This is a genomic window from Streptomyces sp. NPDC007164, from assembly GCF_040634135.1.
GTDB classification, from domain to species: domain Bacteria; phylum Actinomycetota; class Actinomycetes; order Streptomycetales; family Streptomycetaceae; genus Streptomyces; species Streptomyces sanglieri.
Genome location: NZ_JBEYFB010000002.1, coordinates 357,703 through 379,441 on the forward strand (window position 1 = coordinate 357,703; position 21,739 = coordinate 379,441).

Consider the following 21,739-nt stretch of genomic DNA (forward strand, 5'->3'; position numbering starts at 1 on the left):
GCTCCGGCTCCGGCTCCGGCAAAGCGGGCGGCCCGGCATGCGTCCGCAGTGACCGGACCCGGGCATACGTGAGGGGCGGCCGCGTCGGCGCGGCCGCCCCTCACCCAAGTGTGTCCGAGGGCCTACTGGCCCTGCTCGTCGCGGCGGCGCTGCCACCGCTGCTCGATCCGGTTCATCACGGTCCGGCGTTGCCTGGGACGGCTGCGCTCGCCACCGCGTCCGGCTGCCGGATGCTCGCCCGGTTTGGGCGCCTTGCGCCAACCAGTGACCGCCAGGACCGCACAGCCCAGCATGACGAGAAAACCCACCACGCTGATCCAGATCTGCTGCGCGACCATTCCGGCCATGAGGAGCGCGATACCCACCAGGAAGCCTGCGACCGCCTGGTAGACCCGTCGCCGGGTGTACGTACGCAGCCCGCTTCCCTCGAGCGCTGTCGCGAACTTGGGATCTTCGGCGTACAGCGCTCGCTCCATTTGCTCGAGCATTCGCTGCTCGTGCTCCGAGAGCGGCACGGAGTCCTCCTCGTCGTCGGCCGCGGGGGGCGGCCGGTATGCGGCCCTTCCAGGATAGGCAGGGAATCGCCCCCGTGAAACCCGCCTTCTTGCCCATCAGCCAGTCCGGGCCGCCACAACGGCTCAGCTGCTGAGGCGTTGATTCCCCAACCTCCGATCCGTCATGCCGGATGGTGTCCCCCGATCATACGGGGCGAAGCCCCCGATCGGGGGGCCCGGTGCGTACTCCGTCTGCTGCTGCGTCGCTGATCAGCAGCGCTACGGCCGAGCTACCACCGGACCGGACCGCGCTCAGGCGCGCTTGGTGCCCAGAACGTGCAGCTGCGTCGCGACCGAGTGGAAGGCCGGCAGTTCGGCCGCGGCGGACTCCAGCTTGAGCAGGGCCTCGACCGCACCGGGCTCCGTGTCCACCAGCACTCCCGGCACGAGGTCCGCGAAGATCCGTACGCCGTGGACCGCGCCGACCTCGACATCGGCACCGGAGACCAGCTCGGTGAGCTGCTCCGCGGTGTAGCGCCGGGGCACCGGGTCGCCCTCGCCCCAGCGGCCCGCCGGGTCGTCGAGCGCCTGCCGGGCCTCGGTGAAGTGTCCGGCGAGCGCCCGGGCCAGGACGGCACCGCCGAGCCCGGCGGCGAGCAGGCTGAGCGCACCGGACGGCCGGAGCGCCGCCACGGCATTGCGTACGCCTTCGGCCGGGTCGTCCACGTACTCCAGGACGCCGTGGCACAGCACCGCGTCGTACCCACCGCGCTCGACCACCTCGAACAGGCCGTGGATGTCGCCCTGGACACCGCGGACCCGGTCGGCGACCCCGGCCTCGGCCGCGCGGCGCTCCAGCGCGAAGAGCGCGTTGGGGCTGGGATCGACGACGGTGACGCGGTGACCGAGGCGGGCGACCGGCACCGCGAAGTTGCCGGTGCCGCCGCCGGTGTCCAGGACATCCAGGGCGTCCCTACCGGTCGCCTTCACCCGGTGGTCGAGGGCGTCCTTGAGGACCTCCCAGACCACGGCGGTACGGAGGGAGGCGCGGGGGCGCAGCTGGTCCGACACGGCAGATGACTCCTCGGCACGGTGCCGCCTCTGACGGCGGAGCGTGAACAGTGCAGGTGGTACGAGCGCTTCCCACCCTATTGCCTCACACCGCCGCTGCCGTCATCCCGCGTCGGGCCGCTCCCTCCTGGCCTGCGGGAGGACCGGCTGGAGCACCAGCAGCCGCTCGACCAGACGCAGGAACATCGCCGCGTCACGCAGCAGGTCGTCGGCGTCCCGCCGGCTGGCGGCACCCGGTATCCCGGCTTCCGCGCGGGCCCGGCGGCGGGCGCCGGAGGCGAAGAGCGCGCTCCACTCGGTCAGCTCGGGGGCCATTTCGGGCAGGACCTCCCAGGCGCTGCGGATGCGCTCCCGGCGTCGCCCGGACGTCTCCGGGCGGGCCCGCGCGGCGAGCACCGCCGCCGCGGTGCGCAGCGCTGCGAGGTGGGCGGTGGCGTACCGCTCGTTCGGCACATCGAGAGCGGCGGCCTCGTCGAGGCCCGTGCGGGCCTTGGCGAGCAGATCGAGGGCGGCGGGCGGCGCCGTGGTGCGGCGCAGAACGGGGTGGACATCGATTGCCGGGCCGGTCAGTGAGGGGGCAGGGCCGTCTGCGCGGCGCCGGGGTGCGGCTGCTGCGGACGAGTGGGCCATGACGAAACCTCCTGTCTCGTGTAACGGCTCCGTGGCCGTATGTATCCATCGTGGGGGCCACCACTGACAATCGGCCTCGCCCCCGCCCCGACCTGCCCTTTTGCTTCGTTCGCAAGTTCGGGCTACATTTTTGAACTGACCGGTCAGTTCAAAACAGGGGAGGGGCCGTGGACAGCCCGCACGGGGCATCCGTCACCGCCGAGGACTTCGGCCTCAAGGGGCCGCGCGGCTGGGCCTTTCGAGGCCTGGGGGTCGATGCCGGACCCGGCTCGCTGGTGGCCATCGAGGGCCCGTCCGGCTCGGGCCGCACCTGCCTGCTGCTCGCCCTCACCGGCCGGATGCGCCCCACCGAGGGCCAGGCCAAGATCGGCGGGCTACGCCTGCCGCGCAAGATGGCCGCCGTACGCCGCATCGCCGCGCTGGGCCCCGTCCCGGGAGTCAGCGAGCTCGACCCGGCCTTCACCGTCGCCGAGCACCTGCGCGAGCGGGCCCTGCTGCAGCGCCGCTTCGACGGTTCGCTGCGCGCCCTGCTGCGTCCGCGTGCCGAGCGGATCGCCACCGCCCAGGGGCGGATCGACGCGGCGCTGGACGCCGCCGGACTCGACCCGGCCACCTTGCCCAAGGGCGAGCGGACCTCCGTACGGGACCTGGAGCGGCTGGAGGCACTGCGGCTCTCCATCGCCCTCGCGCTGATCGGCGGCCCCCGGCTGCTCGCGGTGGACGACACCGATCTCAAGCTCTCCGACGCCGAACGCGCCGAGGCCTGGGAGCTGCTGCGGTCCGTCGCGGCCGGTGGCACCACCGTGCTCGCCGTCTGCAGCCAGGCGCCCGAGGACGCGATCACCCTGCGCACGGACACCGCCGCCGGGGACACCGCTGCCGGGGGCGACCCGACCGGGGAAGACACGACCGGGGCAGACAGGACCGGGGAAGACACGACCGAGGAAGGAACGGCCGATGCGTTCGCCGAGACTGGCCGCGCTTGAGCTCAAGCGTTTCGGCAGGGGAAAGCTGCCGCGCGCCGCACTCGTCGCACTGCTGCTCCTGCCGCTGCTCTACGGCGCGCTGTACCTGTGGTCCTTCTGGGACCCGTACGGCCGCCTCGACAAGATCCCCGTCGCGCTGGTCAACAACGACAAGGGCGCCACCGCCTCCGGCAAGCACGTCGCGGCCGGCGACGAGATCACCGGCAAGCTCCTCGACTCCAAGGTCTTCGACTGGCACGAGGTGAGTTCCGCCGAGGCCGACAAGGGCGTCGAGGACGGCACGTACTACCTCTCGCTCACCATGCCGTCGGACTTCAGCAAGCGGATCGCGTCCAGTTCCGGCAACTCCCCCGAGACCGGCGCCCTCCAGGTGCGGACCAACGACGCCAACAACTACATCGTCGGGCAGATCTCCCGGACGGTCTTCTCCGAGGTGCGCACCGCCGCGTCGACCAACGCCTCGCGCGGCTTCTACGACCGGATCTTCATCAACTTCTCCGACCTCCACGACGCGACGGCGAAGGCCGCCAAGGGCGCCGACGACCTCAAGGGCGGCATCGGCAAGGCCAAGAAGGGCTCGGAGGATCTCGCGGACGGGCTGACGGACGCCAAGGCCGGCAGCGGCCGGCTGGCCGGCGGGATCATCAAGCTGAACAAGGGCGCGGGCGACCTCGAAACCGGCTCCCGGCAGGTGGCCGACGGCACCCAGCAGCTCGCCGACAAGGTGAACGGGGTGGCGGCCGACGTCCGCCCGTTCCTGAAGGACAACGGCAAGTCGATCGGCGACACCGCCCGGCTGGTCTCCGACTCCTCGAAGACCGTGCGCGACAACCTGGACCTGCTGGTGAAGGCGGCACCCACCGCCGCCACCGCCGCCCACACCGCCTCCGACGATCTCACCGAGATCCACCGCACCAGTTGCGTGGACCAGCAGCCCGACGACCCCGGCATCTGCCCGCCGCTGAAGCGCGCCACGACCGCGGCGGCCGATGTCGCGAAGGTCGCCGACGACGTGAACGTACTGGTCACGAACCAGAACGGGGACCTGAAGAAGCTGAGCAAGCAGCTGACCACGCTCCAGCGGCAGGCCGACGACCTGGCCGAGCACGCGCCGCGTCTGGACGAGGACCTGAAGTCCGCCGTCAAGAAGGTCAACGCGCTCAACACCGGCGCCCACAAGGTCGCCAAGGGCGCCGACGACCTGCACACCGGCCTCGCCACGGCCAAGACCGGCTCCGCCGACCTGGATTCCGGCGTGAGCGACCTCAAGAAGGGCGCGACGAACCTGGACGGCGGGCTGATCCGGCTCGGCGACGGTTCGGCCACCCTCGCCGAGGGGCTCAACGACGGCGTCGGCAAGATCCCCGACTACGACAAGAAGGACCGCGACGCCCGTACCGGGGTCATGGCCGACCCGGTGCAGCTGGCCTCCCAGTCGCTGCACGCGGCCCCCAACTACGGCACCGGCTTCGCGCCGTACTTCATCCCGCTCTCCCTCTGGGTCGGCGCGATGGTGGCCTACATGCTGATCCAGCCGCTCAACCGGCGCGCGCTCGCCGCCGGGGCCTCCGCCTGGCGGATCGCCTTCGCGGGCTGGCTGCCGGTGGCCGCGATCGGTCTGCTCCAGGTGGCCGCCCTGATGTCCGTACTGCACTGGGGGCTCGGTCTGCAGATGGCCCGCGCCGCCGGAACGGTCGGCTTCCTGGCGCTGGTGACCTGCTGCTTCGCGGCGATCGTGCAGTGGCTGAACGCCCGGTTCGGAGCCGCGGGACGGATCCTCGTACTGGCGGTGCTGATGCTCCAGCTGACCTCGGCCGGGGGAACGTATCCCGTCCAGACCAGCCCCGGGTTCTTCAACGCGATCCACCCCTACCTGCCGATGAGTTACATCGTCGACGGGCTGCGCCGGCTGATCACGGGCGGCGGCCTGGGCCCGGTCTGGCAGGGCAGCGCGGTGCTGCTGGCCTTCACAGCAGGGGCGCTCGCCCTGACCGCGGTCGCCGCACGCCGCAAGCAGGTGTGGACCCTGGACCGGCTCCACCCGGAGCTGAGCCTGTGAGCACGCCGGAACCTGTGAGAATCGGGGGCATGGAAAGCAGCAGCACCACGCGTCGGCGGGCCACCCGGCAGAAGCTCTACGAGGCGGCCGTGACCCTCATCGCCGAGAAGGGCTTCTCGGCGACCACGGTGGACGAGATCGCCGAGCGAGCCGGGGTCGCCAAGGGCACGGTCTACTACAACTTCAAGAGCAAGACCGAGCTCTTCGAGGAGCTGCTGCGCCACGGCGTCGGCCTGCTGTCGGCCTCGCTGCGCTCCGCAGCCGAGGAGACCGAGGAGCGCGGCGGCACCAAGGTCGAGGCCCTGGACGGGATGATCCGGGCCGGTCTGGTCTTCATCGACCGCTATCCGGCCTTCACCCAGCTGTACGTCGCGGAGCTGTGGCGCACCAACCGGGCCTGGCAGGGCACCCTCCTGGTGGTGCGTCAGGAGGCCGTCGCGGTGGTCGAGGGGGTACTGCGCGAGGGCGTGGGCAACGGTGAGCTGAGCGAGGAGATCGACATCCCGCTGACGGCGGCCGCGCTGGTCGGCATGGTGCTGGTGGCGGCACTGGACTGGCAGGCGTTCCAGCCGGAGCGTTCGATCGACGATGTGCACTCGGCGCTGTCACTGCTCCTGCACGGGCGGGTCAGCGGGCGCTGACCGGCCCGGCCGGGCGGTGCGGCGCGTGGCGACACCGGCGCGTGGCGATACCGGCGCACGCAGCACGGAAGACGCCGGTCCGGCGAGGCTCGATCCCCCCGAGCCTCCGCCGGACCGGCGTCTTCCGTGCTGCCGGAGAGCCTTCCCCCGTAGCCTCGTTCTCCCCCGTGGCCCCGGGCCCTCCGTCGTACTCCCCCGTGCTTCCCCCGTTTTCCCTCGTGCCGGAGGGAGCGCCGCAACCGTTCCGCCGCCCCGTGCCGGCGGTGCCGGAGCCGCGCCCCTCTCCGTGCGTTCCACTCTCCCGTCCGCGCAGGTGGGAGCCCATCCGCACGCCTACTCATCTCCTCACCTGAGTACGGATACTCAGGGCTGCGCACCGAACCCCTCCCGGGCGTTACGCCATCTGGTTACCATCACGTCCGTGTCCGTACTCCCTCTGGTGTTCACAAGCGGCTGGGCGAGCGGGATCAACGCCTACGCGGTGGTCCTGCTGCTTGGTGTCTTCGGCGCGACCGGTCTGACCGACGAGGTGCCCGCGTCGCTGCAACGCACCGACGTCCTCGTGGTGGCCTGCGTGCTCTTCCTGTGCGAGGTGGTGGCGGACAAGATCCCGTACATGGACTCGGTCTGGGACACGGTGCACACCGTCATCAGGCCGCTGGCCGGTGCCGTCGTGGCCGCGTTGCTGGCCGGCGAGAGCGGTTCGCTGCCGGAGCTCGCGGCGGCGGCGATCGGCGGGTCCACGGCGCTGATGAGCCATCTGGTGAAGGCGGGCACCAGAATGGCGGTGAACTCCTCCCCCGAGCCGTTCAGCAATATCGCGGTGAGCATCGCGGAGGATCTGGGCGTCGCCGGGATCGTCACGTTCGCGATATTCCATCCGGTGGCGGCCGCGGTCATCGCGGGGACGCTGTTGCTGCTGGGCATCGTCATAGTGGCCTTCCTGGCCTCCAGAATCCGCCGGTATCTGCGCCGCAGGGCCCAGCGGCGCGAGGAGAAACGCCTGGCGGGAGCGGGTTCGCACCGGCCGCCGGGGTGACTGTCGGTGGTGGCCGTTAAGGTCACTGCCATGGCACGTATTGCGGTGATCGGCGCCGGGATGGGCGCGATGGCGGCGGCGGCCCGGCTCGCCGTGGCAGGCCACCGGGTGGCGGTGTACGAGCGGTCGGAGACCTTCGGCGGTTCGGTCGGCCGGTACGCCCGTGAGGGCTTCGTCTTCGACACCGGTCCGGCGCTGCTGCATCTGCCCGCCGTCTACCGCGACTTGTTCGTGAAGACCGGCAAGGAGCCGCTGGAGCGGTGCGTCACGATGACGCAGGTCGATCCGGCGAGCCGCCATCTGTTCTCCGACGGCACGGCGGTCTCGCTGCCGAACGCCTCGCGGGCCGGGGTCGTCTCCGCGCTCGACGGCGCGCTCGGTGGCGGTGCCGGCGCGGCCTGGGGCGGGTTCCTGGACCGGGCGCGCGATGCCTGGGACCGGTCCCGCCGGCCGCTCCTGGAGGAGCCGTTGCGCTCCGACCGGCAGGTGCTCGGCCGCGATCCGTATCCGGCGCTCCGGCAGCGCCGTCTGCTGCTCTCCGCCCGGCAGGCGGGCACGGTCGCGGAGATCGGCGCGTGGGAGCTGACGGACCCCCGGCTGGCCGCGCTCCTCGACGGGTACGCCCTGTCGTACGGCCTCGACCCGCTGCGCGCACCGGCGGCGGCGGCCCTGCTGCCGTACATGGAGGAGACGTTCGGCAGCTGGTACGTCTCCGGTGGGATGCGGGCCCTGGCGCAGGCGGTGTACGAGCGGTGCCTGGCCCGGAAGGTGGAGTTCGTCTTCGGCGCCGAGGTGGCCCGGATCGTCGAGAAGGACGGCCGGGCGGCGGGCGTAGAGCTGGTGGACGGGACGGTCGCGGAGGCCGGTCATGTGGTGCTGGGGGCCCGGCCGTGGCCGGATCTGGTGCCGGGTCAGGAGCTGTGGCAGGACGACGACGTGGCGCAGCGGCCGGGCCCCGGGCGCCAGGTGGTGCCGGGCCGGTTCATGGTTCTGCTCTCGTTGCGCGGCGCCCGGCCCTCGGACACCGTGCACCGGACGGTGGTGCACCCGGCCGACGGTGCGGCGGAGCGCGCGGCGGTGTTCGGCGGACGGCTCGCCGAGCGTCCCACGGTGACGGTGCTGCGCCCCGACGACCCGTCGACCCGTCCCGACGACGGCCACGAGGCGGTGACGCTGACGGCGACGGTCGCCCCGCACGGCGCGGTGGACTGGACGGACCCGGCGGTGCGCGAGCGGTGCGCCGACTCGCTGATCGAGGCGGCGGCCGCGGCCGTGCCCGGGATACGGGAGCGGCTGCTCCGCACCGAGGTGCGGACGCCGGCCGAGACGGCCGCCGAGATCGGCGCCGAGGGCGGTTCGGTGCCCGCGCCCGCGCTGGCCGGGGCGGGCGGCGCGTATCTGCGTCCGGGCAATCGCACCCGGCTGCCGGGGCTCTACGCCGCGGGCGGCTGGTCGCACCCGGGCGGCGGGCTCGCGCACGCGGGCATGTCCGGAGCGCTGGTCGCCGGGCTGATCGTGGAGGGCGACGGCTTCCGCGGCTCCCAGTGAGCTCCGCGGCTCAGTGACTCCCGCGATTCACCGTGGTCCCCCGGCTCGTGGTGACCTCCACGGCCCGCAGTGGCCCACCCGGCTCGCGGTGACGTCCGCGGCCCCCGGTGGCTCCCGCGGCTGTCGGTGATCCGGGGAGCCGGCCGTCGTCAGTAGCGGTACTGCTGCTCGTCGTAGCCGTTGCCGTTGTTGTAGCCGTTCGGGTGCGGGGCGGGCTGTGCGGGCGGCTCCGGCGGTGCGACCGGGTACTGCTCGCCCTCACGCTGCTGCGGCACCCAGACGCCGCCCGGCGGGGTGTCGGGGGCGTACTGCTGGGCGTACGGATCGGCGGGGTACTCCTGCCGGCCGCCGAAGCTGTCGTAGCCGTTGCCGTAGCTGTCGTACGCGTCGTACTGCGGGGCGCCGCCGGTGGTGCCGGTCCCGATGTACGGGTCGGAGTAGGCGGCGTACTGCTGCCGGTCGGTCCCGTAGTCGTACTGCCCGGCGAGCGGGTCCTGACCGGCGTAGGTGTCGTGCCCGGTGTAGGTCTCCTGGCCCGGCGAACCGTACGGGGCGGGGTCGGTGTACGGCTCGTAGGCGGCGTACTGGGGCTGGGGCTGCTCCTGGGGGCCCTGCTCCTGCTGGGACCGCTGGTGGTCGGAGTAGACGCCGTACTGCCCGGTGTCGTCCGGCATCGGCTCCGGTTCGTAGACCGCCGCGGCCGGAGCCCCGGGGGCGGCGGGCTGCGGGGCGTTCTCGTCGTGCGCCATCTCCAGGTCCGACACCTGGAGGGTGGGCCCGCGGTCCTCCCGCTCGCCGCCGCCGCGACGACGACGACGGCTCTCACCGGGGTTGCCCCCTATGGCCCAGCCGGTGGAGAACCCGCGCCGGAAGGAGAGCGTGACGTACGTCTGGCCGGTCGCGAAGGCGATCGTGCCGAGGACGATGACGAACACCGACGGCATCAGCACGCCGACGACCACGATGCCGAAGCCCGCGAAGGCGAGCAGACGCCATCTCAGGCGCGCCTTGTACTGCAGGAGCACCTCGCCGAGCAGCCACAGCGCGACGATTCCGAACGCGATGTAGAGGACCGTCCAGCCCATGCCCGCCCCCTCCTACGGCCACCCCCCGGGTCGCGGCGGGTACGGCCGGTCACGACTGCTTGTGCAGTCCGAGATTTTCGTAGATTTCGAGCGTCGCCGTCGAGTTGTTGAGCGTGATGAAGTGCAGTCCGGGCACACCCTCGGATCGCAGCCTCGCGCAGAACTGCGTTGCGAAGTCGATGCCAATGGAGCGTACAGCGGCGGGATCGTCCTTGGCGGCGAGGATGCGTTCTTTCAGGGACGAGGGGAAAGACGCGTTGCTGAGCTGCGCAAATCTGTCCAGCTGTTTGACGCTGGTCAGCGGCATGACTTCGGGAATGATCGGGGTTTCGCAACCCGCAGCGACCACTCGGTCACGCATGCGCAGATAGTCCTCCGGATTGAAGAACATCTGGGTGATCGCATAGTCGGCACCGGCGCGGCACTTGTCCACGAAATGCCGGATGTCGGTGTCCCAGTCGGCCGATCGCGGGTGCATCTCGGGAAATGCCGCGACGCCGACGCAGAAATCGCCGGATTCCTTGATGAGCCGGACGAGATCGGCCGCGTACCGCACGCCCTGCGGGTGCTCGATCCATTCGCCCATCGGGTCGCCCGGCGGGTCTCCGCGCACGGCGAGGATGTTCCGGATCCCGGCGTCCGCGTACTGCCCGACCATGTTGCGCAGCTCGGCGACGGAGTGATTGACCGCCGTGAGGTGGGCGACCGGGGTGAGGGTGGAATCGGCCGCGATCTGCTCGGTGGCCTTGACCGTCCCGGCCCGGGTGGAGCCACCGGCCCCGTAGGTCACGGAGACGAAGCTCGGCCGCACCGCCTCGACCCGGCGCAGCGCGTTCCAGAGGTTCCGCTCGCCCTTCTCGGTCTTGGGCGCCCAGAACTCGAACGAGTACGAGGTCTTGCCGGTCGCGAGGAGCTCACGCACCGTGCGTGCGTGATCTGTCCTGGTGGATGGTGTGCCAAGGGCCATACCGGCAGGTTAACCAGAGCGCGACGACGGATGGACCGGACCAGCGCGAATTGCCCGAATTGACTGGTTGTTTGTCCATCCCTCGGACAGTCGGCCGGATATCGCCTCCCGGCGGCCGGAGACCGCTTCCGGCCGGTCGGCCGGATCACGCCGCGGCGCGCTCCCGGATCCTCCGGGCCAGACCGGCGGTGGCGGCCGCCGGGTCGGCGGCCTCGGTGATCGCCCGGACGACGACCACCCGGCGGGCCCCGGCGTCCAGCACCTCGTCCAGATTGCCGGCGTCGATCCCGCCGATGGCGAACCAGGGGCGTGGCTGGTCGAGCGAGGCCGCGTACCGCACCAGGTCCAGGCCCGGGGCGTGCCGGCCGGGCTTGGTCGGGGTGGGCCAGCAGGGGCCGGTGCAGAAGTAGTCCACGCCGGGCTGGGCGACGGCCGCGTCGACCTCGGAGCGGGCGTGGGTGGAGCGGCCGATCACCACGTCCCGGCCGATGACGGCGCGGGCGGCGGGCACCGGCAGGTCGCCCTGGCCGAGGTGCAGCACATCGGTGCCGATGGCATGGGCGACGTCGGCCCGGTCGTTCACCGCGAGGAGCCTGCCGTGGCGCCGGCACGCCTCGGCGAGGACGGCCAGGTGGTCGAGCTCCTCGGCCGCCTCCATGCCCTTGTCGCGGAGCTGGACGATGTCCACCCCGGCGGCGAGGACGGCGTCGAGGAACTCGGGGAGGTCGCCCTGGCGCCTGCGGGCGTCCGTGCACAGATAGAGCCGGGCGTCGGACAGCAGCGCGCGAGGCGTGGACATGGTGCGGTTCCCCCCTGGGAGAGCGTGGAGCGGTTGTCGCCGGTCGGTGCGGGCGCGGGCCGCGCGCTCCCGCGCGGCCCGCCCCTCACATACGGCCGGCCGTCAGACGGCGAGCGCCTGGGCGCGGCGCTTCACCTCCGTGCCGCGATTCTCGCTCAGTGCCTGGGCAGGGGTACCGGGCAGGGTCGGGTCGGGGGTGAAGAGCCACTCAAGCATCTCTTCGTCGTTGTAGCCGTCGTCCCTCAGGAGCGTCAGGGTGCCGGAGAGGCCCTTGACCACCTTGTCGCCGTCGATGAAGGCGGCAGGCACCTGGAGCGTCCGGTTCTCACCACGTCGTACGGCGATCAGCTGGCCCTCCTTGACCAGCTGCCGCACGCGCGTCACCTGGACATCGAGCATTTCGGCGATGTCGGGCAGGTGCAGCCAGGCGGGGACGAGAGCATCGATCTTTGCGTCAATCTCGGTCACAGGGACAAGCCTGCCATCCCGCGCTGACAGCCGATACCCGGACTCAGCCCTTCAGGGCCTCGCGGACCACGTCGGCGAGGCGGCAGTGGCTCTGCCGGTCGCCGGTGACCCAGCCGTGCGCGGTCGTCAGGGACCGCGCGTAGCAGGCCCCGGTGTCGGTGGTGCCCCGGTACGTCTCGGACGAGGCGCCGTCCGCGGCCCGGACCACGCCGTTCTCGCGGGCGAGGCTGCCGGTCGAGTCCACGGTGTCGTCCGTGACCGCGTCCGTGCGCCACCGGTGCGCGTGGCCCGTCCTGGATGTGTCGAGAAGCACTCGGCGCTGGGTGACGGCGCCCTTCAGCTCGTAGTTGTTGTAGTCGCCGTAGAGCGGGATGTCCATGTCGACGTCGATGGGGTAGGACCAGGCGTGCCGCCGGGCCTCGGTGCGTGTGCCGGTCCTCGTCGTCACGGTGGTGGCGCCGCGGTCGCGCTGGTGCATCGTCTGCTGCCGGCCGGTCCTGGAGACGGTGTCCTCGTTGGTGTACGAGAAGTTCTGCTCGACGGTGGTGGTGACCCGGCCCTTCGAGGTCCGGACGTAGCCCGAGATCTTCCAGGAGCGCCCGGTCGACACGGCGACATGGGTGGAGCCGTCGCCGCGCGGGGTCTGGACGGTCTTCACCACCGGCCGGTCGGTGAGGGTGTCGACGGTGACCCGGCCGCTGGTCCGGGCCGCGTGCGCGTCCGTGCGGAGGAAGAGCGAACCGTCGACGATCCAGCTGTCGGCCGCGCGGTACGGGGTGATGCTGATCGCGTGCGGCCTGCCGTCGGCCAGTTCACCGGCGAACGGGGTGAGGTCGATGTCGTACGCCTCGGTCCTGAACTGGTCGATGGCCGGGACCGGCCGCCACAGGGTCGGCACGATGCCGCCGGAGTAGACCACGGGGTACGGCTGGGCGAGGCCCGCGGGCCGCCCGTCCACGGCGATCTGCACCTCACGGTAGGGTCCGCCGCCGCAGAGGTGGTCCGGGGCGGTGGCGGCGAGGCCGTCGGGGACCGCGTCGAACCACTGCTCGTCGCAGCCGCCGCCCCGGGCGTACACCTGGAGCCGGGCGGCGGTCAGATTGCGCGGGAAGGTGACGTCGGTGCTGGTGGAGCCGCCCTTGCCGACGGTCATCCAGGGGGCGCCGGTGGACCCGGTGTCGCCGAGGGGGACGATCCGGTCGGCCGTGCTCGCGGCCGGGTGGCGCTTGTCGGCCCGGTAGTACGTGATCGTCAGCTTGACCTTGTAGACACCGGTGTACGTGTCGTTGACAACGTTGCCGAGTTCCAGCTGGAGCTTCTGCGGTTCCTTCAGGAGCGGCGCGAAGTCGGTGATGTCCTTGGCGACGTGCCAGCTGATGCCGTCGTCGTCGGGTTCGGCGGTGCTGGTGCGGAAGATCTCCGCGCCGCCGACGAACACCGCGGCGAGACGGTCGTACTGACGCCCCTTCACGCTGGCCGACCAGTCGAGAACGACCTTGTTCCAGGGGCCCTGGCACTTGTCGGGCGGGGTGAGCGTGGTGGCGTACGGCGGCCCGCCGAGGGTGTTGCCGAAGTCGTGCTCGACGGCCGTGACCGCGCAGTGCTCGGTGTCCGGCCGGGAGACCGGTGGCAGCGCGTCGACCGGGTCCTGGTAGTCGACGGCCGGGTTGGAGCCGGGCTTCGGGGCGCTGCCCGCGTTGGCCGGAACGGCGAGGACGCCGCCGGCCAGGGCTGTCGCGGCCGAGACCACGGAGATCCGGCGCAGGGCGCGGACCCATCTGTGTCGGAACATGTACGTCCTTCGGGAACGAGTCGGTGGTCCGGGAGCCGGGTCGGTGCCGATCCGGGAACGGGTCGGTGACCCAAAAGATGTACAGTGCACCAATTCTGGCCGCCGTCCAAGGGGTTGCCCGCATTCCGGACACCCTTGTACGACCTGCGGCACGCTACTGACGGATCGCCGACTTCAGCGGTACGGCCGGGTCGGCGGCCCGTTCCGGATCGAGCCGCGCCCCCGCCTCGATGAGCTTGCGCCCCTGCGCCAGGTCGCGCGGCCGGCCGACGGCGAGCACCGCGACCAGGACGTCGCCCCGCAGCCAGCACACCGACCAGGCGGGTCCGGCCGGATCGCCGCGCCACAGCAGGGTGTCGGCGCTCCCGTGGTGGCCCGCGTACTGCACGAACCGGTCGAACTGCTCGGACCAGAAGTACGGCACGGGGTCGTACGTCACCGGCTCCGGGGCCTCGTCGGCCGCCGCGCCGATGATGTTGGCGGCGGCGGTGCGCGGGCCCTGGAGCGCGTTGTCCCAGTGGTGGACGAGCAGGCGTTCGCCGTACCGGGCGGACGGGAACGAGGCGCAGTCGCCCACCGCGTACACATCGGGCGCCGAGGTGCGCAGCGCCCCGTCGGCGGTCACCGATCCGTCGGAGCCGAGCGCGATGCCGGAGCCGGCCAGCCAGCCGGTGGCGGGGCGGGCGCCGATTCCGACGACGACCGCTCCGGCCGGGACGGTACGCCCGTCCGCGAGGACCACCCGGCCCGGCTCGATGCGGTCGACGCGGGCCCCGGTGAGGAGTTCGGCGCCGATCTCCGCGTACCAGGCGGCCATCGGAGCGGCGACCTCCGCAGGCATCGCGCCCGCCAGGGGCCGGTCGGCCGCCTCGACGACGGTGACCGCACAGCCGGCGGCGCGGGCCGCGGTGGCGAACTCGGCACCGATCCAGCCCGCGCCGACGACCACGACGCCGTGCTGCTCGTCGAGGACCGGCCGCAGCCGTGCCGCGTCGTCGAGGGTGCGCAGCAGATGGACGCCGGGAACGCCCTCGGTGCCGGGCAGCACGATCGGTTCGGCACCGGTCGCGATCACCAGGGCGTCGTAGGGAACGGGCCCTTCCGGGGTGTCCAGTTCGTGCGCGTCCGGCCGGACACCGGTCACCTCACGGCCCAGGTGCAGATCGATCTCCAGCGCCTCGAAGTCGATGTCGAAGGCGGAGTCCTCGGCCTTGCCGAGCAGCACCGCCTTGGACAGCGGGGGCCGGTCGTAGGGCTGGTGCGGTTCCGCGCCGATCAGGGTGACGGGGCCGGTGAAGCCCTGCTCCCGCAGGGCCACCGCGGTCTGCACCCCGGCCATGCCCGCACCGACGACGACGACGCGGCGTCCTGCCCACCGGCCCGGCTGCTCTGACTGCTGCTGATCGCTCACCCGTACACCATAAGCACCTGATTTACCGTCAGGAAAGGGCGAGTTCCCCGACCGTGCTCGTCCCGCCGCCCTCCTGCGGCTCCCGCTCCCACCGCCCGTCCGGCCCGATCCGGCCGTTCTCCCGGTGCGGACGGGTGCCGTCGGGCGGACGGGCCACGGCGACAGCTCCCTTACCGGTCCGGTGGGGCGGGGTTTAGGGTGGCCGACGTAAGACACTCGCGGGAGCCCGGACGCACCGGGCTGAGAGGGAGGCTGGGCGGCCTCCGACCGTACGAACCTGATCCGGGTCATGCCGGCGAAGGGAGGGGCTGGAAGCCCATGCGTTCTTCTCGGAACGGAAACGGATCCGATGTCCTCGTCATCGGGGGCGGGATCATCGGCCTGGTGACGGCCTGGCGGGCCGCGCAGCGCGGACTGCGCACGGCGGTCGCCGACCCCGAACCGGGCGGCGGCGCCGCCCGGGTGGCGGCCGGCATGCTGGCCGCCGTCACCGAACTCCACTACGGCGAGCAGCTGCTGCTGGGCCTCAATGTCGCCTCGGCGGCCCGCTATCCGGCCTTCGTGGCCGAGCTGGAGGCGGCGAGCGGTCAGGAGACCGGCTTTCGCGCCTGCGGCACCCTGGCCGTCGCGCTGGACTCCGACGACCGTGCCCACCTGCGGGATCTGCACGCCCTCCAGCAGCGTTCGGGCCTCGGATCGGAGTGGCTCACCGGCCGTGAGTGCCGACGGCTGGAGCCGATGCTCGCGCCGGGTGTCCGGGGCGGTCTGCGGGTCGACGGCGACCACCAGATCGATCCCCGCCGGCTGGCCGCCGCCCTGCTGACCGCCTGCGAGCGGGCCGGGGTGTTCTTCCACCGCGGCTGGGTGGAGCGCCTGTGCGTGGTGGGCGGCCGGGCCGCCGGGGCGGTGCTCGCCGGGGGTACGGAGCTGGCGGCCGACCAGGTCGTGCTCGCCGCGGGGAGCCTCAGCGGGCGGCTGCCCGGGCTGCCGGACGAGGTCGTGCCACCGGTCCGGCCGGTGAAGGGCCAGGTGGTGCGGCTGACCGTGCCCGCCGGGTACGCGCCGTTCCTGAGCCGGACGGTCCGGGCCGTGGTCCGCGGCGGCCACCTCTATCTCGTACCGCGCGAGAACGGCGAGCTGGTCGTCGGCGCCACCAGCGAGGAGATGGGCTGGGACACCACGGTCACCGCGGGCGGCGTCTACGAGCTGCTGCGGGACGCCCACGAACTGGTCCCCGGCATCACCGAGCTGCCGCTCACCGAGACCCTGGCCGGCCTGCGCCCCGCCTCCCCCGACAACGCCCCGCTGCTGGGCCCCACCGCCCTGCCCGGCCTCCACCTCGCCACCGGCCACCACCGCAACGGGGTGCTGCTCACCCCCATCACCGGTGACGTCATGGCCGAGTTCCTCACCGGCGGCGAGCCGCCCGAGCCGGCCCGCCCCTTCACCCCGCACCGTTTCTCCTCCGCCGCCGCCTCCGTACGTCAGGAGCAGCCCGCATGACCGAGTCCGCACCGCCCCCCGGAGCCGTCGCCCTCTCCGTGTCCGTGAACGGCGAGGCCCGTCCCGTCGCCGCGGGCACCACCCTGGCGGCGCTCGTCACCACGCTCACCACCGCGCACTCCGGTGTCGCGGCCGCCGTCAACGAGACCGTCGTACCGCGCGGCCGGTGGTCCACCGCCGTACTCGCCGACGGTGACCGCGTCGAGGTCCTGACCGCGGTCCAGGGAGGCTGACCATGTCCGACGACCTCTTCGCCCTCGGCGACACCACGTTCGGCTCCCGGCTGATCATGGGTACGGGCGGGGCGGCCGGCCTCGACGTGCTGGAGCGCTCGCTGACCGCCTCCGGCACCGAGCTGACCACCGTCGCGATGCGCCGCCTCGATCCGACCGTCCAGGGCTCGGTGCTCTCCGTCCTGAAGCGGCTCTCCATCCGCGTGCTGCCGAACACGGCGGGGTGTTTCACCGCAGGTGAGGCCGTGCTGACCGCCCGGCTGGCCCGCGAGGCGCTCGGCACCGACTGGATCAAGCTGGAGGTGGTGGCCGACGAGCGGACCCTGCTGCCCGATCCGATCGAGCTGCTGGACGCCGCGGAGATCCTGGTGGACGACGGCTTCACCGTGCTGCCATACACCAATGACGATCCGGTGCTGGCGCGCCGACTCCAGGACGTGGGGTGCGCGGCGGTGATGCCGCTCGGCTCCCCCATCGGCTCCGGGCTGGGCATCCGCAATCCGCACAACTTCCGGCTGATCGTCGAGCAGGCCCGGGTGCCGGTGATCCTGGACGCGGGCGCCGGGACGGCCTCCGACGCGGCGCTCGCGATGGAGCTGGGGTGCGCGGCGGTGATGCTGGCGTCCGCGGTGACCCGGGCCCAGGAGCCCGAGCTGATGGCGGCGGCGATGCGCCATGCGGTGGAGGGCGGGCGGCTGGCCTACCGGGCCGGCCGGATTCCGCGCCGCCACTTCGCCGAGGCGTCGTCGCCGGTGGAGGGGCGGGCGGTGCTGGACCCGGAGCGCCCGGCCTTCTGAGCCGCCGATACGGCGGTGGAACGCGTGTTCCTGTCACGGCTCGGCTTCAGTACGGCCCCGGGACCGCCCCGGCCCGTGGGTCGTGTCCGTGGCGGCTCGTAGACTCGCCTGCGTGGATACGACCCTCCAGGACCCTCTTGTCGGGCAGCTGCTCGACGGCCGCTACCGCGTCGATGCCCGCATCGCCGTGGGCGGCATGGCCACGGTCTACCGGGCCGTGGACACCCGGCTGGACCGGGTGCTCGCCCTCAAGGTGATGCACCCGGCGCTGGCGACCGACGCCTCGTTCGTCGAGCGCTTCATCCGCGAGGCCAAGTCGGTGGCCCGGCTCGCGCACCCCAATGTGGTCGCGGTCTTCGACCAGGGCGCCCAGGGGCAGTACGTCTACCTGGCGATGGAGTACGTCGCGGGCTGCACGCTGCGCGACGTGCTGCGCGATCGCGGCGCCCTCCAGCCGAGGGCCGCGCTGGACATCCTGGAGCCGGTCCTCGCCGCGCTCGGCGCCGCGCACCGGGCGGGCTTCGTGCACCGCGACATGAAGCCGGAGAACGTCCTGATAGGGGACGACGGCCGGGTCAAGGTCGCCGACTTCGGCCTCGTACGCGCGGTGGGCACCGTCACCAACACCACCGGGTCCGTCCTGGGCACGGTCTCCTATCTCGCCCCCGAGCAGATAGAGAACGGCACGGCGGACACCCGCACCGATGTGTACGCCTGCGGCGTCGTCCTGTACGAGATGCTGACCGGCTCCAAGCCGCACGGCGGTGAAACCCCCGCCCAGGTCCTCTACCAGCACCTCAACGAGCCCGTTCCGGCACCGTCGGCCGCCGTCCCGGGGCTCCCGGCCGGGCTGGACGACCTGGTGGCGAGCGCCACCGCCCGCGACCCCGAGGCCCGCCCGTTCGACGCGGTGGCGCTGCTCGCCGAGACCCGTGAGGCCCGCTCCGGCCTCACCGACGCCCAGCTGGACGCCGTGCCGCCGCAGGCCACCGCCGAGGTGCGCGACGCCGCCGAGGACCGCACCAGCGTGATCCCGCGGCTGCTCCCGGCCGGCCAGGGCGTCTCGCACCACACCAGCCGGCTGGAGGTGCCCCCGCCGGCCACGCCGCAGGACCGGCGCCGCCGCGGGCCGCGGCGCTCGGTCGTCGCCGTGGTCGTCGCCGTGCTGCTGGCACTGGGGATCGGCACCGGTGTCTGGTACATCAACTCCGGGCAGTTCACCCAGGTACCCCTGCTGCTCGGCCAGACCGAGAAGGACGCCCGGCAGCGGCTCTCGAAGGCCGGTCTGGAGCTCAAGGGCGTCGACCGGGCGTACAGCGACACCGTGGAGCGCGGCAAGGTCATCAGCAGCGATCCGGGGTCCGGCGACCGTGTCAGGGGCAACGACGCGGTGAAGCTCGTCGTCTCGCGCGGACCCGAGATCGTGAAGGTGCCCGACGTCCAGGACCTCTCGCTCGCCGACGCCAGGCGTGAGCTGAAGAAGGCCGGTCTGGTGCCGGGCATGGTCACCAAGGAGTTCAGCGAGGAGACGGCCCGGGGCGACGTGATCCGTACGGACCCCGCTGCGGGCACCGAGCGCCACCCGGACTCGGCGGTCGCCCTCCATGTCAGCAAGGGAGCCCCGGTGGACGTCCCGGACGTCACCGGGCTGTCCGTCGCGGACGCCACCGCCGCGCTGGCGGACGAGGGGCTCAAGGCCAAGGTGCTGCCCGGCCGGGTCGAATCCCCCGAGGACGCGGGCGACATCGCCCGGCAGTCGCCGGGCGAGGGCACCGAGGCCGCCGAGGGCGACACCATCGAGCTCACGGTCTCCGACGGGCCGCGGATGATCGACGTCCCCGACGTCACCGGCAAGGATGTCGACGAAGCCACGAGCGAGCTGAAGGACGCGGGCTTCGAGGTCAAGGTCGACCGCCCGTTCCTGTCCTTCAGCGACACCATCGCGAGCCAGTCCGTCGACGGCGGCGAGCAGGCCCCCGAGGGCAGCACCATCACCATCAAGACCAAGGGACTCTAGATCCATATGCGCAACCCAGTCGGCGGCCATATTCCGGTGGCCGGCGGCCTCGCCAAGGTCGGCCTCCCCTACGCCCGCGAGATGGGGGCGGAGGCCGTCCAGGTCTTCGTCGCCAACCCGCGCGGCTGGGCGACCCCGGTCGGCAATCCGGCGCAGGACGAGCGGTTCCGCGCCGAGTGCGCCGCCTCGTCCGTACCGGTGTACGTCCACGCCCCGTATCTGATCAACTTCGGGTCGCACACCGGGGCGACCGTGGAGAAGTCCGTGGACTCGCTGCGCCACTCGCTGCGCCGGGCCCGCGAGATCGGCGCCCTGGGCGTCGTGGTGCACACCGGGTCGGCGACCGGCGGCCGGCCGCGCGAGCAGGCCCTCGCGCAGGTACGCACGCACATGCGGCCGCTGCTGGACGAGCTGACGCACAACGACGATCCGTATCTGCTGCTGGAGTCGACCGCCGGACAGGGGTTCTCGCTCTGCTCGCGGACCTGGGACTTCGGCCCCTACTTCGACGCGCTCGACTCCCATCCCAAGCTCGGCATCTGCCTCGACACCTGCCACATCTACGCGGCGGGCCACGACCTGACCGGCCCGGTGGGCATGCGGCAGACCCTGGACCAGCTGGTGGCGACGGTCGGCGAGGGCCGGCTGAAACTGATCCATGCCAATGACTCCAAGGACGTGGTGGGAGCCCACAAGGACCGGCACGAGAACATCGGCGCCGGGCACATCGGCGAGGAGCCGTTCCGTGAGCTCTTCTCGCACCCGGCCACCGAGGGCGTACCGCTGATCATCGAGACGCCGGGCGGCAAGGAAGGCCACGCGGCGGATGTGGCACGGCTGAAGGGGCTGCGCGACCACTGATTCCCCATTGAGGAATACCCCATGGGGGTATACGGTTCCTGTCATCGACAGGAACCGCTACTCGGCATTGGGTGATCGCCATGCAGCACGACACACACCACGGGCAGCACGCGGACCACATGCACCACGCCGGCCACGCGGACCATGCGGACCGCTCAGATCACCCGGACAGCTCAAGCCACTCGGACCACGCCGGCCACGCCGCCCATCACCCCGGCGGGGCGAGCTGGTCCATGGCCGCCCGGGCCACGCTGCACTGCCTCACCGGATGCGCCATCGGCGAGATCCTCGGCATGGTGATCGGCACGGCGCTCGGCTGGGACAACATGGCGACGATGGTCCTCGCGATCGTCCTGGCCTTCTTCTTCGGCTACTCGCTGACCCTGCGCTCCATCCTGAAGGCCGGCGTCGGCTTCCGTACGGCGCTGAGGGTCGCCTTCGCCGCCGACACCCTGTCCATCGCGGTGATGGAGCTGATCGACAACGGCGTGATCGCGCTGTGGCCGGGCGCCATGGACGCCACGCTCGCCGACACGCTGTTCTGGGGCGCGCTCGCGATCTCACTCGCCGTTGCCTTCGTCGTCACCACGCCGGTCAACAAGTGGATGATCGGCCGGGGCAAGGGGCATGCGGTGGTGCACCAGTACCACCACTGAGAAACGGGGCGGGACACACCGGCCCGGCCCGGGAACCGCCGGGGTCAGAGCTCGGGGCCGTCCCCGGGCTCTTCCTGGTAGGAGTACCGCTGCTCGCTCCACGGGTCACCGATGTTGTGGTAACCGCGCTCCTCCCAGAAGCCCCGGCGGTCGGCCGTCATGTACTCGACGCCCCGGACCCACTTGGGCCCCTTCCAGGCGTAGAGGTGCGGCACGACGAGGCGGAGCGGGAATCCGTGCTCGGCGGTGAGCAGTTCCCCGCCCTTGTGGGTGGCGAAAAGCGTTCGGTCCGAGGCGAAGTCGGAGAGCCGCAGATTCGAGCTGAATCCGTACTCGGCCCAGACCATCACATGGGTGACGTTCGGCGCGGGCGGCGCGAGTTCCAGGACCGTACGGGCGAGGACTCCGCCCCATTCGGCACCGATCATGCTGAATTTGGTGACGCAGTGCAGGTCGGCGACGACCGAGGAGAACGGCAGTACCGAGAATTCCTGATGGTTCCAGCAGTGCTTCTCGCCATCCGCGGTGGCCCCGAAGACCCGGAACTCCCAGCGGTCCGGCTTGAACTTCGGCACGGGCCCGTAGTGGGTAACCGGCCAACCGCGCTGGAGTCGCTGGCCCGGCGGAAGCTCGGACTGCTCTGACGCGCGTTGTTCCCGGCTTTCCGGCTGACCCATGTCTC

The 21,739-nt window shown here is 72.1% G+C and carries 22 protein-coding genes and 1 riboswitch; of the genes, 11 read left to right on the forward strand and 11 right to left on the reverse strand.

Going from position 1 to position 21,739, the window contains the following annotated elements; translation table 11 throughout:
* Window positions 1-122 precede the first annotated feature (122 nt).
* From ABZ622_RS06095 to ABZ622_RS06105, 3 genes are all read right to left on the reverse strand, one after another.
* Entirely contained in the window at window positions 123-515 is a 393-nt protein-coding gene (locus tag ABZ622_RS06095) for a DUF3040 domain-containing protein (RefSeq protein WP_266916436.1), read from the reverse strand.
* Between the two features lie 291 nt (window positions 516-806).
* Window positions 807-1,565, reverse strand: coding sequence for a methyltransferase (locus tag ABZ622_RS06100; RefSeq protein ID WP_266916434.1), 759 nt, complete (start codon window positions 1,563-1,565; stop codon window positions 807-809).
* 102 nt (window positions 1,566-1,667) lie between these two features.
* Complete coding sequence (locus tag ABZ622_RS06105) at window positions 1,668-2,195, reverse strand: SAV_6107 family HEPN domain-containing protein (RefSeq protein WP_360540843.1); 528 nt, start codon at window positions 2,193-2,195, stop codon at window positions 1,668-1,670.
* 167 nt (window positions 2,196-2,362) lie between these two features.
* Between ABZ622_RS06105 and ABZ622_RS06110 the strand changes: the two genes are divergently transcribed.
* From ABZ622_RS06110 to ABZ622_RS06130, 5 genes are all read left to right on the forward strand, one after another.
* A complete protein-coding gene (locus ABZ622_RS06110) occupies window positions 2,363-3,181 on the forward strand; it encodes an ATP-binding cassette domain-containing protein (RefSeq protein ID WP_360540845.1) in 819 nt (272 codons plus the stop codon).
* The gene (locus ABZ622_RS06115; protein ID WP_360540847.1) at window positions 3,153-5,240 is read left to right on the forward strand and encodes a YhgE/Pip domain-containing protein; all 2,088 of its coding nucleotides are present in this window, start codon (window positions 3,153-3,155) and stop codon (window positions 5,238-5,240) included. The genes ABZ622_RS06110 and ABZ622_RS06115 overlap by 29 nt, the downstream gene beginning before the upstream one ends.
* A gap of 29 nt (window positions 5,241-5,269) precedes the next feature.
* Window positions 5,270-5,881: a TetR/AcrR family transcriptional regulator gene (locus ABZ622_RS06120; protein WP_360540849.1), complete on the forward strand. Its 612-nt coding sequence runs from the start codon at window positions 5,270-5,272 to the stop codon at window positions 5,879-5,881.
* 421 nt (window positions 5,882-6,302) lie between these two features.
* Entirely contained in the window at window positions 6,303-6,920 is a 618-nt protein-coding gene (locus ABZ622_RS06125; RefSeq protein ID WP_360540851.1) for a DUF4126 domain-containing protein, read from the forward strand.
* Window positions 6,921-6,950: 30 nt separating this feature from the next.
* Window positions 6,951-8,468: an NAD(P)/FAD-dependent oxidoreductase gene (locus ABZ622_RS06130; protein ID WP_360540853.1), complete on the forward strand. Its 1,518-nt coding sequence runs from the start codon at window positions 6,951-6,953 to the stop codon at window positions 8,466-8,468.
* Between the two features lie 149 nt (window positions 8,469-8,617).
* Here ABZ622_RS06130 and ABZ622_RS06135 read toward each other — a convergent pair whose 3' ends face one another.
* The 7 genes from ABZ622_RS06135 to ABZ622_RS06165 form a co-directional block, all read right to left on the reverse strand.
* Window positions 8,618-9,553, reverse strand: coding sequence for a hypothetical protein (locus ABZ622_RS06135; protein ID WP_360540855.1), 936 nt, complete (start codon window positions 9,551-9,553; stop codon window positions 8,618-8,620).
* 49 nt (window positions 9,554-9,602) lie between these two features.
* A complete protein-coding gene (gene metF, locus ABZ622_RS06140) occupies window positions 9,603-10,520 on the reverse strand; it encodes a methylenetetrahydrofolate reductase [NAD(P)H] (protein WP_360540857.1) in 918 nt (305 codons plus the stop codon).
* 145 nt (window positions 10,521-10,665) lie between these two features.
* Window positions 10,666-11,319: a thiamine phosphate synthase gene (gene thiE, locus ABZ622_RS06145; protein ID WP_360540859.1), complete on the reverse strand. Its 654-nt coding sequence runs from the start codon at window positions 11,317-11,319 to the stop codon at window positions 10,666-10,668.
* A gap of 102 nt (window positions 11,320-11,421) precedes the next feature.
* Window positions 11,422-11,787, reverse strand: coding sequence for an Rv2175c family DNA-binding protein (locus tag ABZ622_RS06150; RefSeq protein ID WP_124718155.1), 366 nt, complete (start codon window positions 11,785-11,787; stop codon window positions 11,422-11,424).
* Between the two features lie 43 nt (window positions 11,788-11,830).
* Window positions 11,831-13,579 (reverse strand): peptide-N4-asparagine amidase, encoded by a 1,749-nt coding sequence (locus tag ABZ622_RS06155; RefSeq protein WP_360540862.1) that lies wholly within the window; start codon window positions 13,577-13,579, stop codon window positions 11,831-11,833.
* A 154-nt stretch (window positions 13,580-13,733) separates the two neighbouring features.
* Window positions 13,734-14,918, reverse strand: coding sequence for an FAD-dependent oxidoreductase (locus tag ABZ622_RS06160; protein ID WP_360541032.1), 1,185 nt, complete (start codon window positions 14,916-14,918; stop codon window positions 13,734-13,736).
* 100 nt (window positions 14,919-15,018) lie between these two features.
* On the reverse strand, window positions 15,019-15,147 hold the full coding sequence (locus ABZ622_RS06165; RefSeq protein ID WP_360540864.1) for a hypothetical protein: 129 nt from the start codon (window positions 15,145-15,147) through the stop codon (window positions 15,019-15,021).
* Between the two features lie 51 nt (window positions 15,148-15,198).
* Window positions 15,199-15,311, forward strand: a riboswitch (TPP riboswitch).
* Between ABZ622_RS06165 and thiO the strand changes: the two genes are divergently transcribed.
* From thiO to ABZ622_RS06195, 6 genes are all read left to right on the forward strand, one after another.
* The gene (gene thiO / locus ABZ622_RS06170; RefSeq protein WP_360540866.1) at window positions 15,309-16,493 is read left to right on the forward strand and encodes a glycine oxidase ThiO; all 1,185 of its coding nucleotides are present in this window, start codon (window positions 15,309-15,311) and stop codon (window positions 16,491-16,493) included. (Overlaps the previous riboswitch by 3 nt.)
* Entirely contained in the window at window positions 16,490-16,726 is a 237-nt protein-coding gene (gene thiS / locus ABZ622_RS06175) for a sulfur carrier protein ThiS (protein ID WP_360540868.1), read from the forward strand. The genes thiO and thiS overlap by 4 nt, the downstream gene beginning before the upstream one ends.
* A gap of 2 nt (window positions 16,727-16,728) precedes the next feature.
* On the forward strand, window positions 16,729-17,523 hold the full coding sequence (locus ABZ622_RS06180; RefSeq protein WP_360540870.1) for a thiazole synthase: 795 nt from the start codon (window positions 16,729-16,731) through the stop codon (window positions 17,521-17,523).
* Window positions 17,524-17,635: 112 nt separating this feature from the next.
* Entirely contained in the window at window positions 17,636-19,540 is a 1,905-nt protein-coding gene (pknB, locus tag ABZ622_RS06185; protein WP_360540872.1) for a Stk1 family PASTA domain-containing Ser/Thr kinase, read from the forward strand.
* 6 nt (window positions 19,541-19,546) lie between these two features.
* Entirely contained in the window at window positions 19,547-20,401 is an 855-nt protein-coding gene (locus tag ABZ622_RS06190) for a deoxyribonuclease IV (protein WP_360540874.1), read from the forward strand.
* Between the two features lie 80 nt (window positions 20,402-20,481).
* Window positions 20,482-21,057 carry a DUF4396 domain-containing protein gene (locus tag ABZ622_RS06195; protein ID WP_360540876.1) on the forward strand — a complete coding sequence of 192 codons (576 nt, stop codon included), beginning with the start codon at window positions 20,482-20,484 and terminating at the stop codon, window positions 21,055-21,057.
* Between the two features lie 44 nt (window positions 21,058-21,101).
* Here the strand turns inward: ABZ622_RS06195 and ABZ622_RS06200 are convergent, their stop codons facing one another.
* Window positions 21,102-21,734, reverse strand: a complete 633-nt coding sequence (locus ABZ622_RS06200) for a sulfite oxidase-like oxidoreductase (RefSeq protein WP_266916407.1) — start codon at window positions 21,732-21,734, stop codon at window positions 21,102-21,104.
* Window positions 21,735-21,739 lie beyond the last annotated feature (5 nt).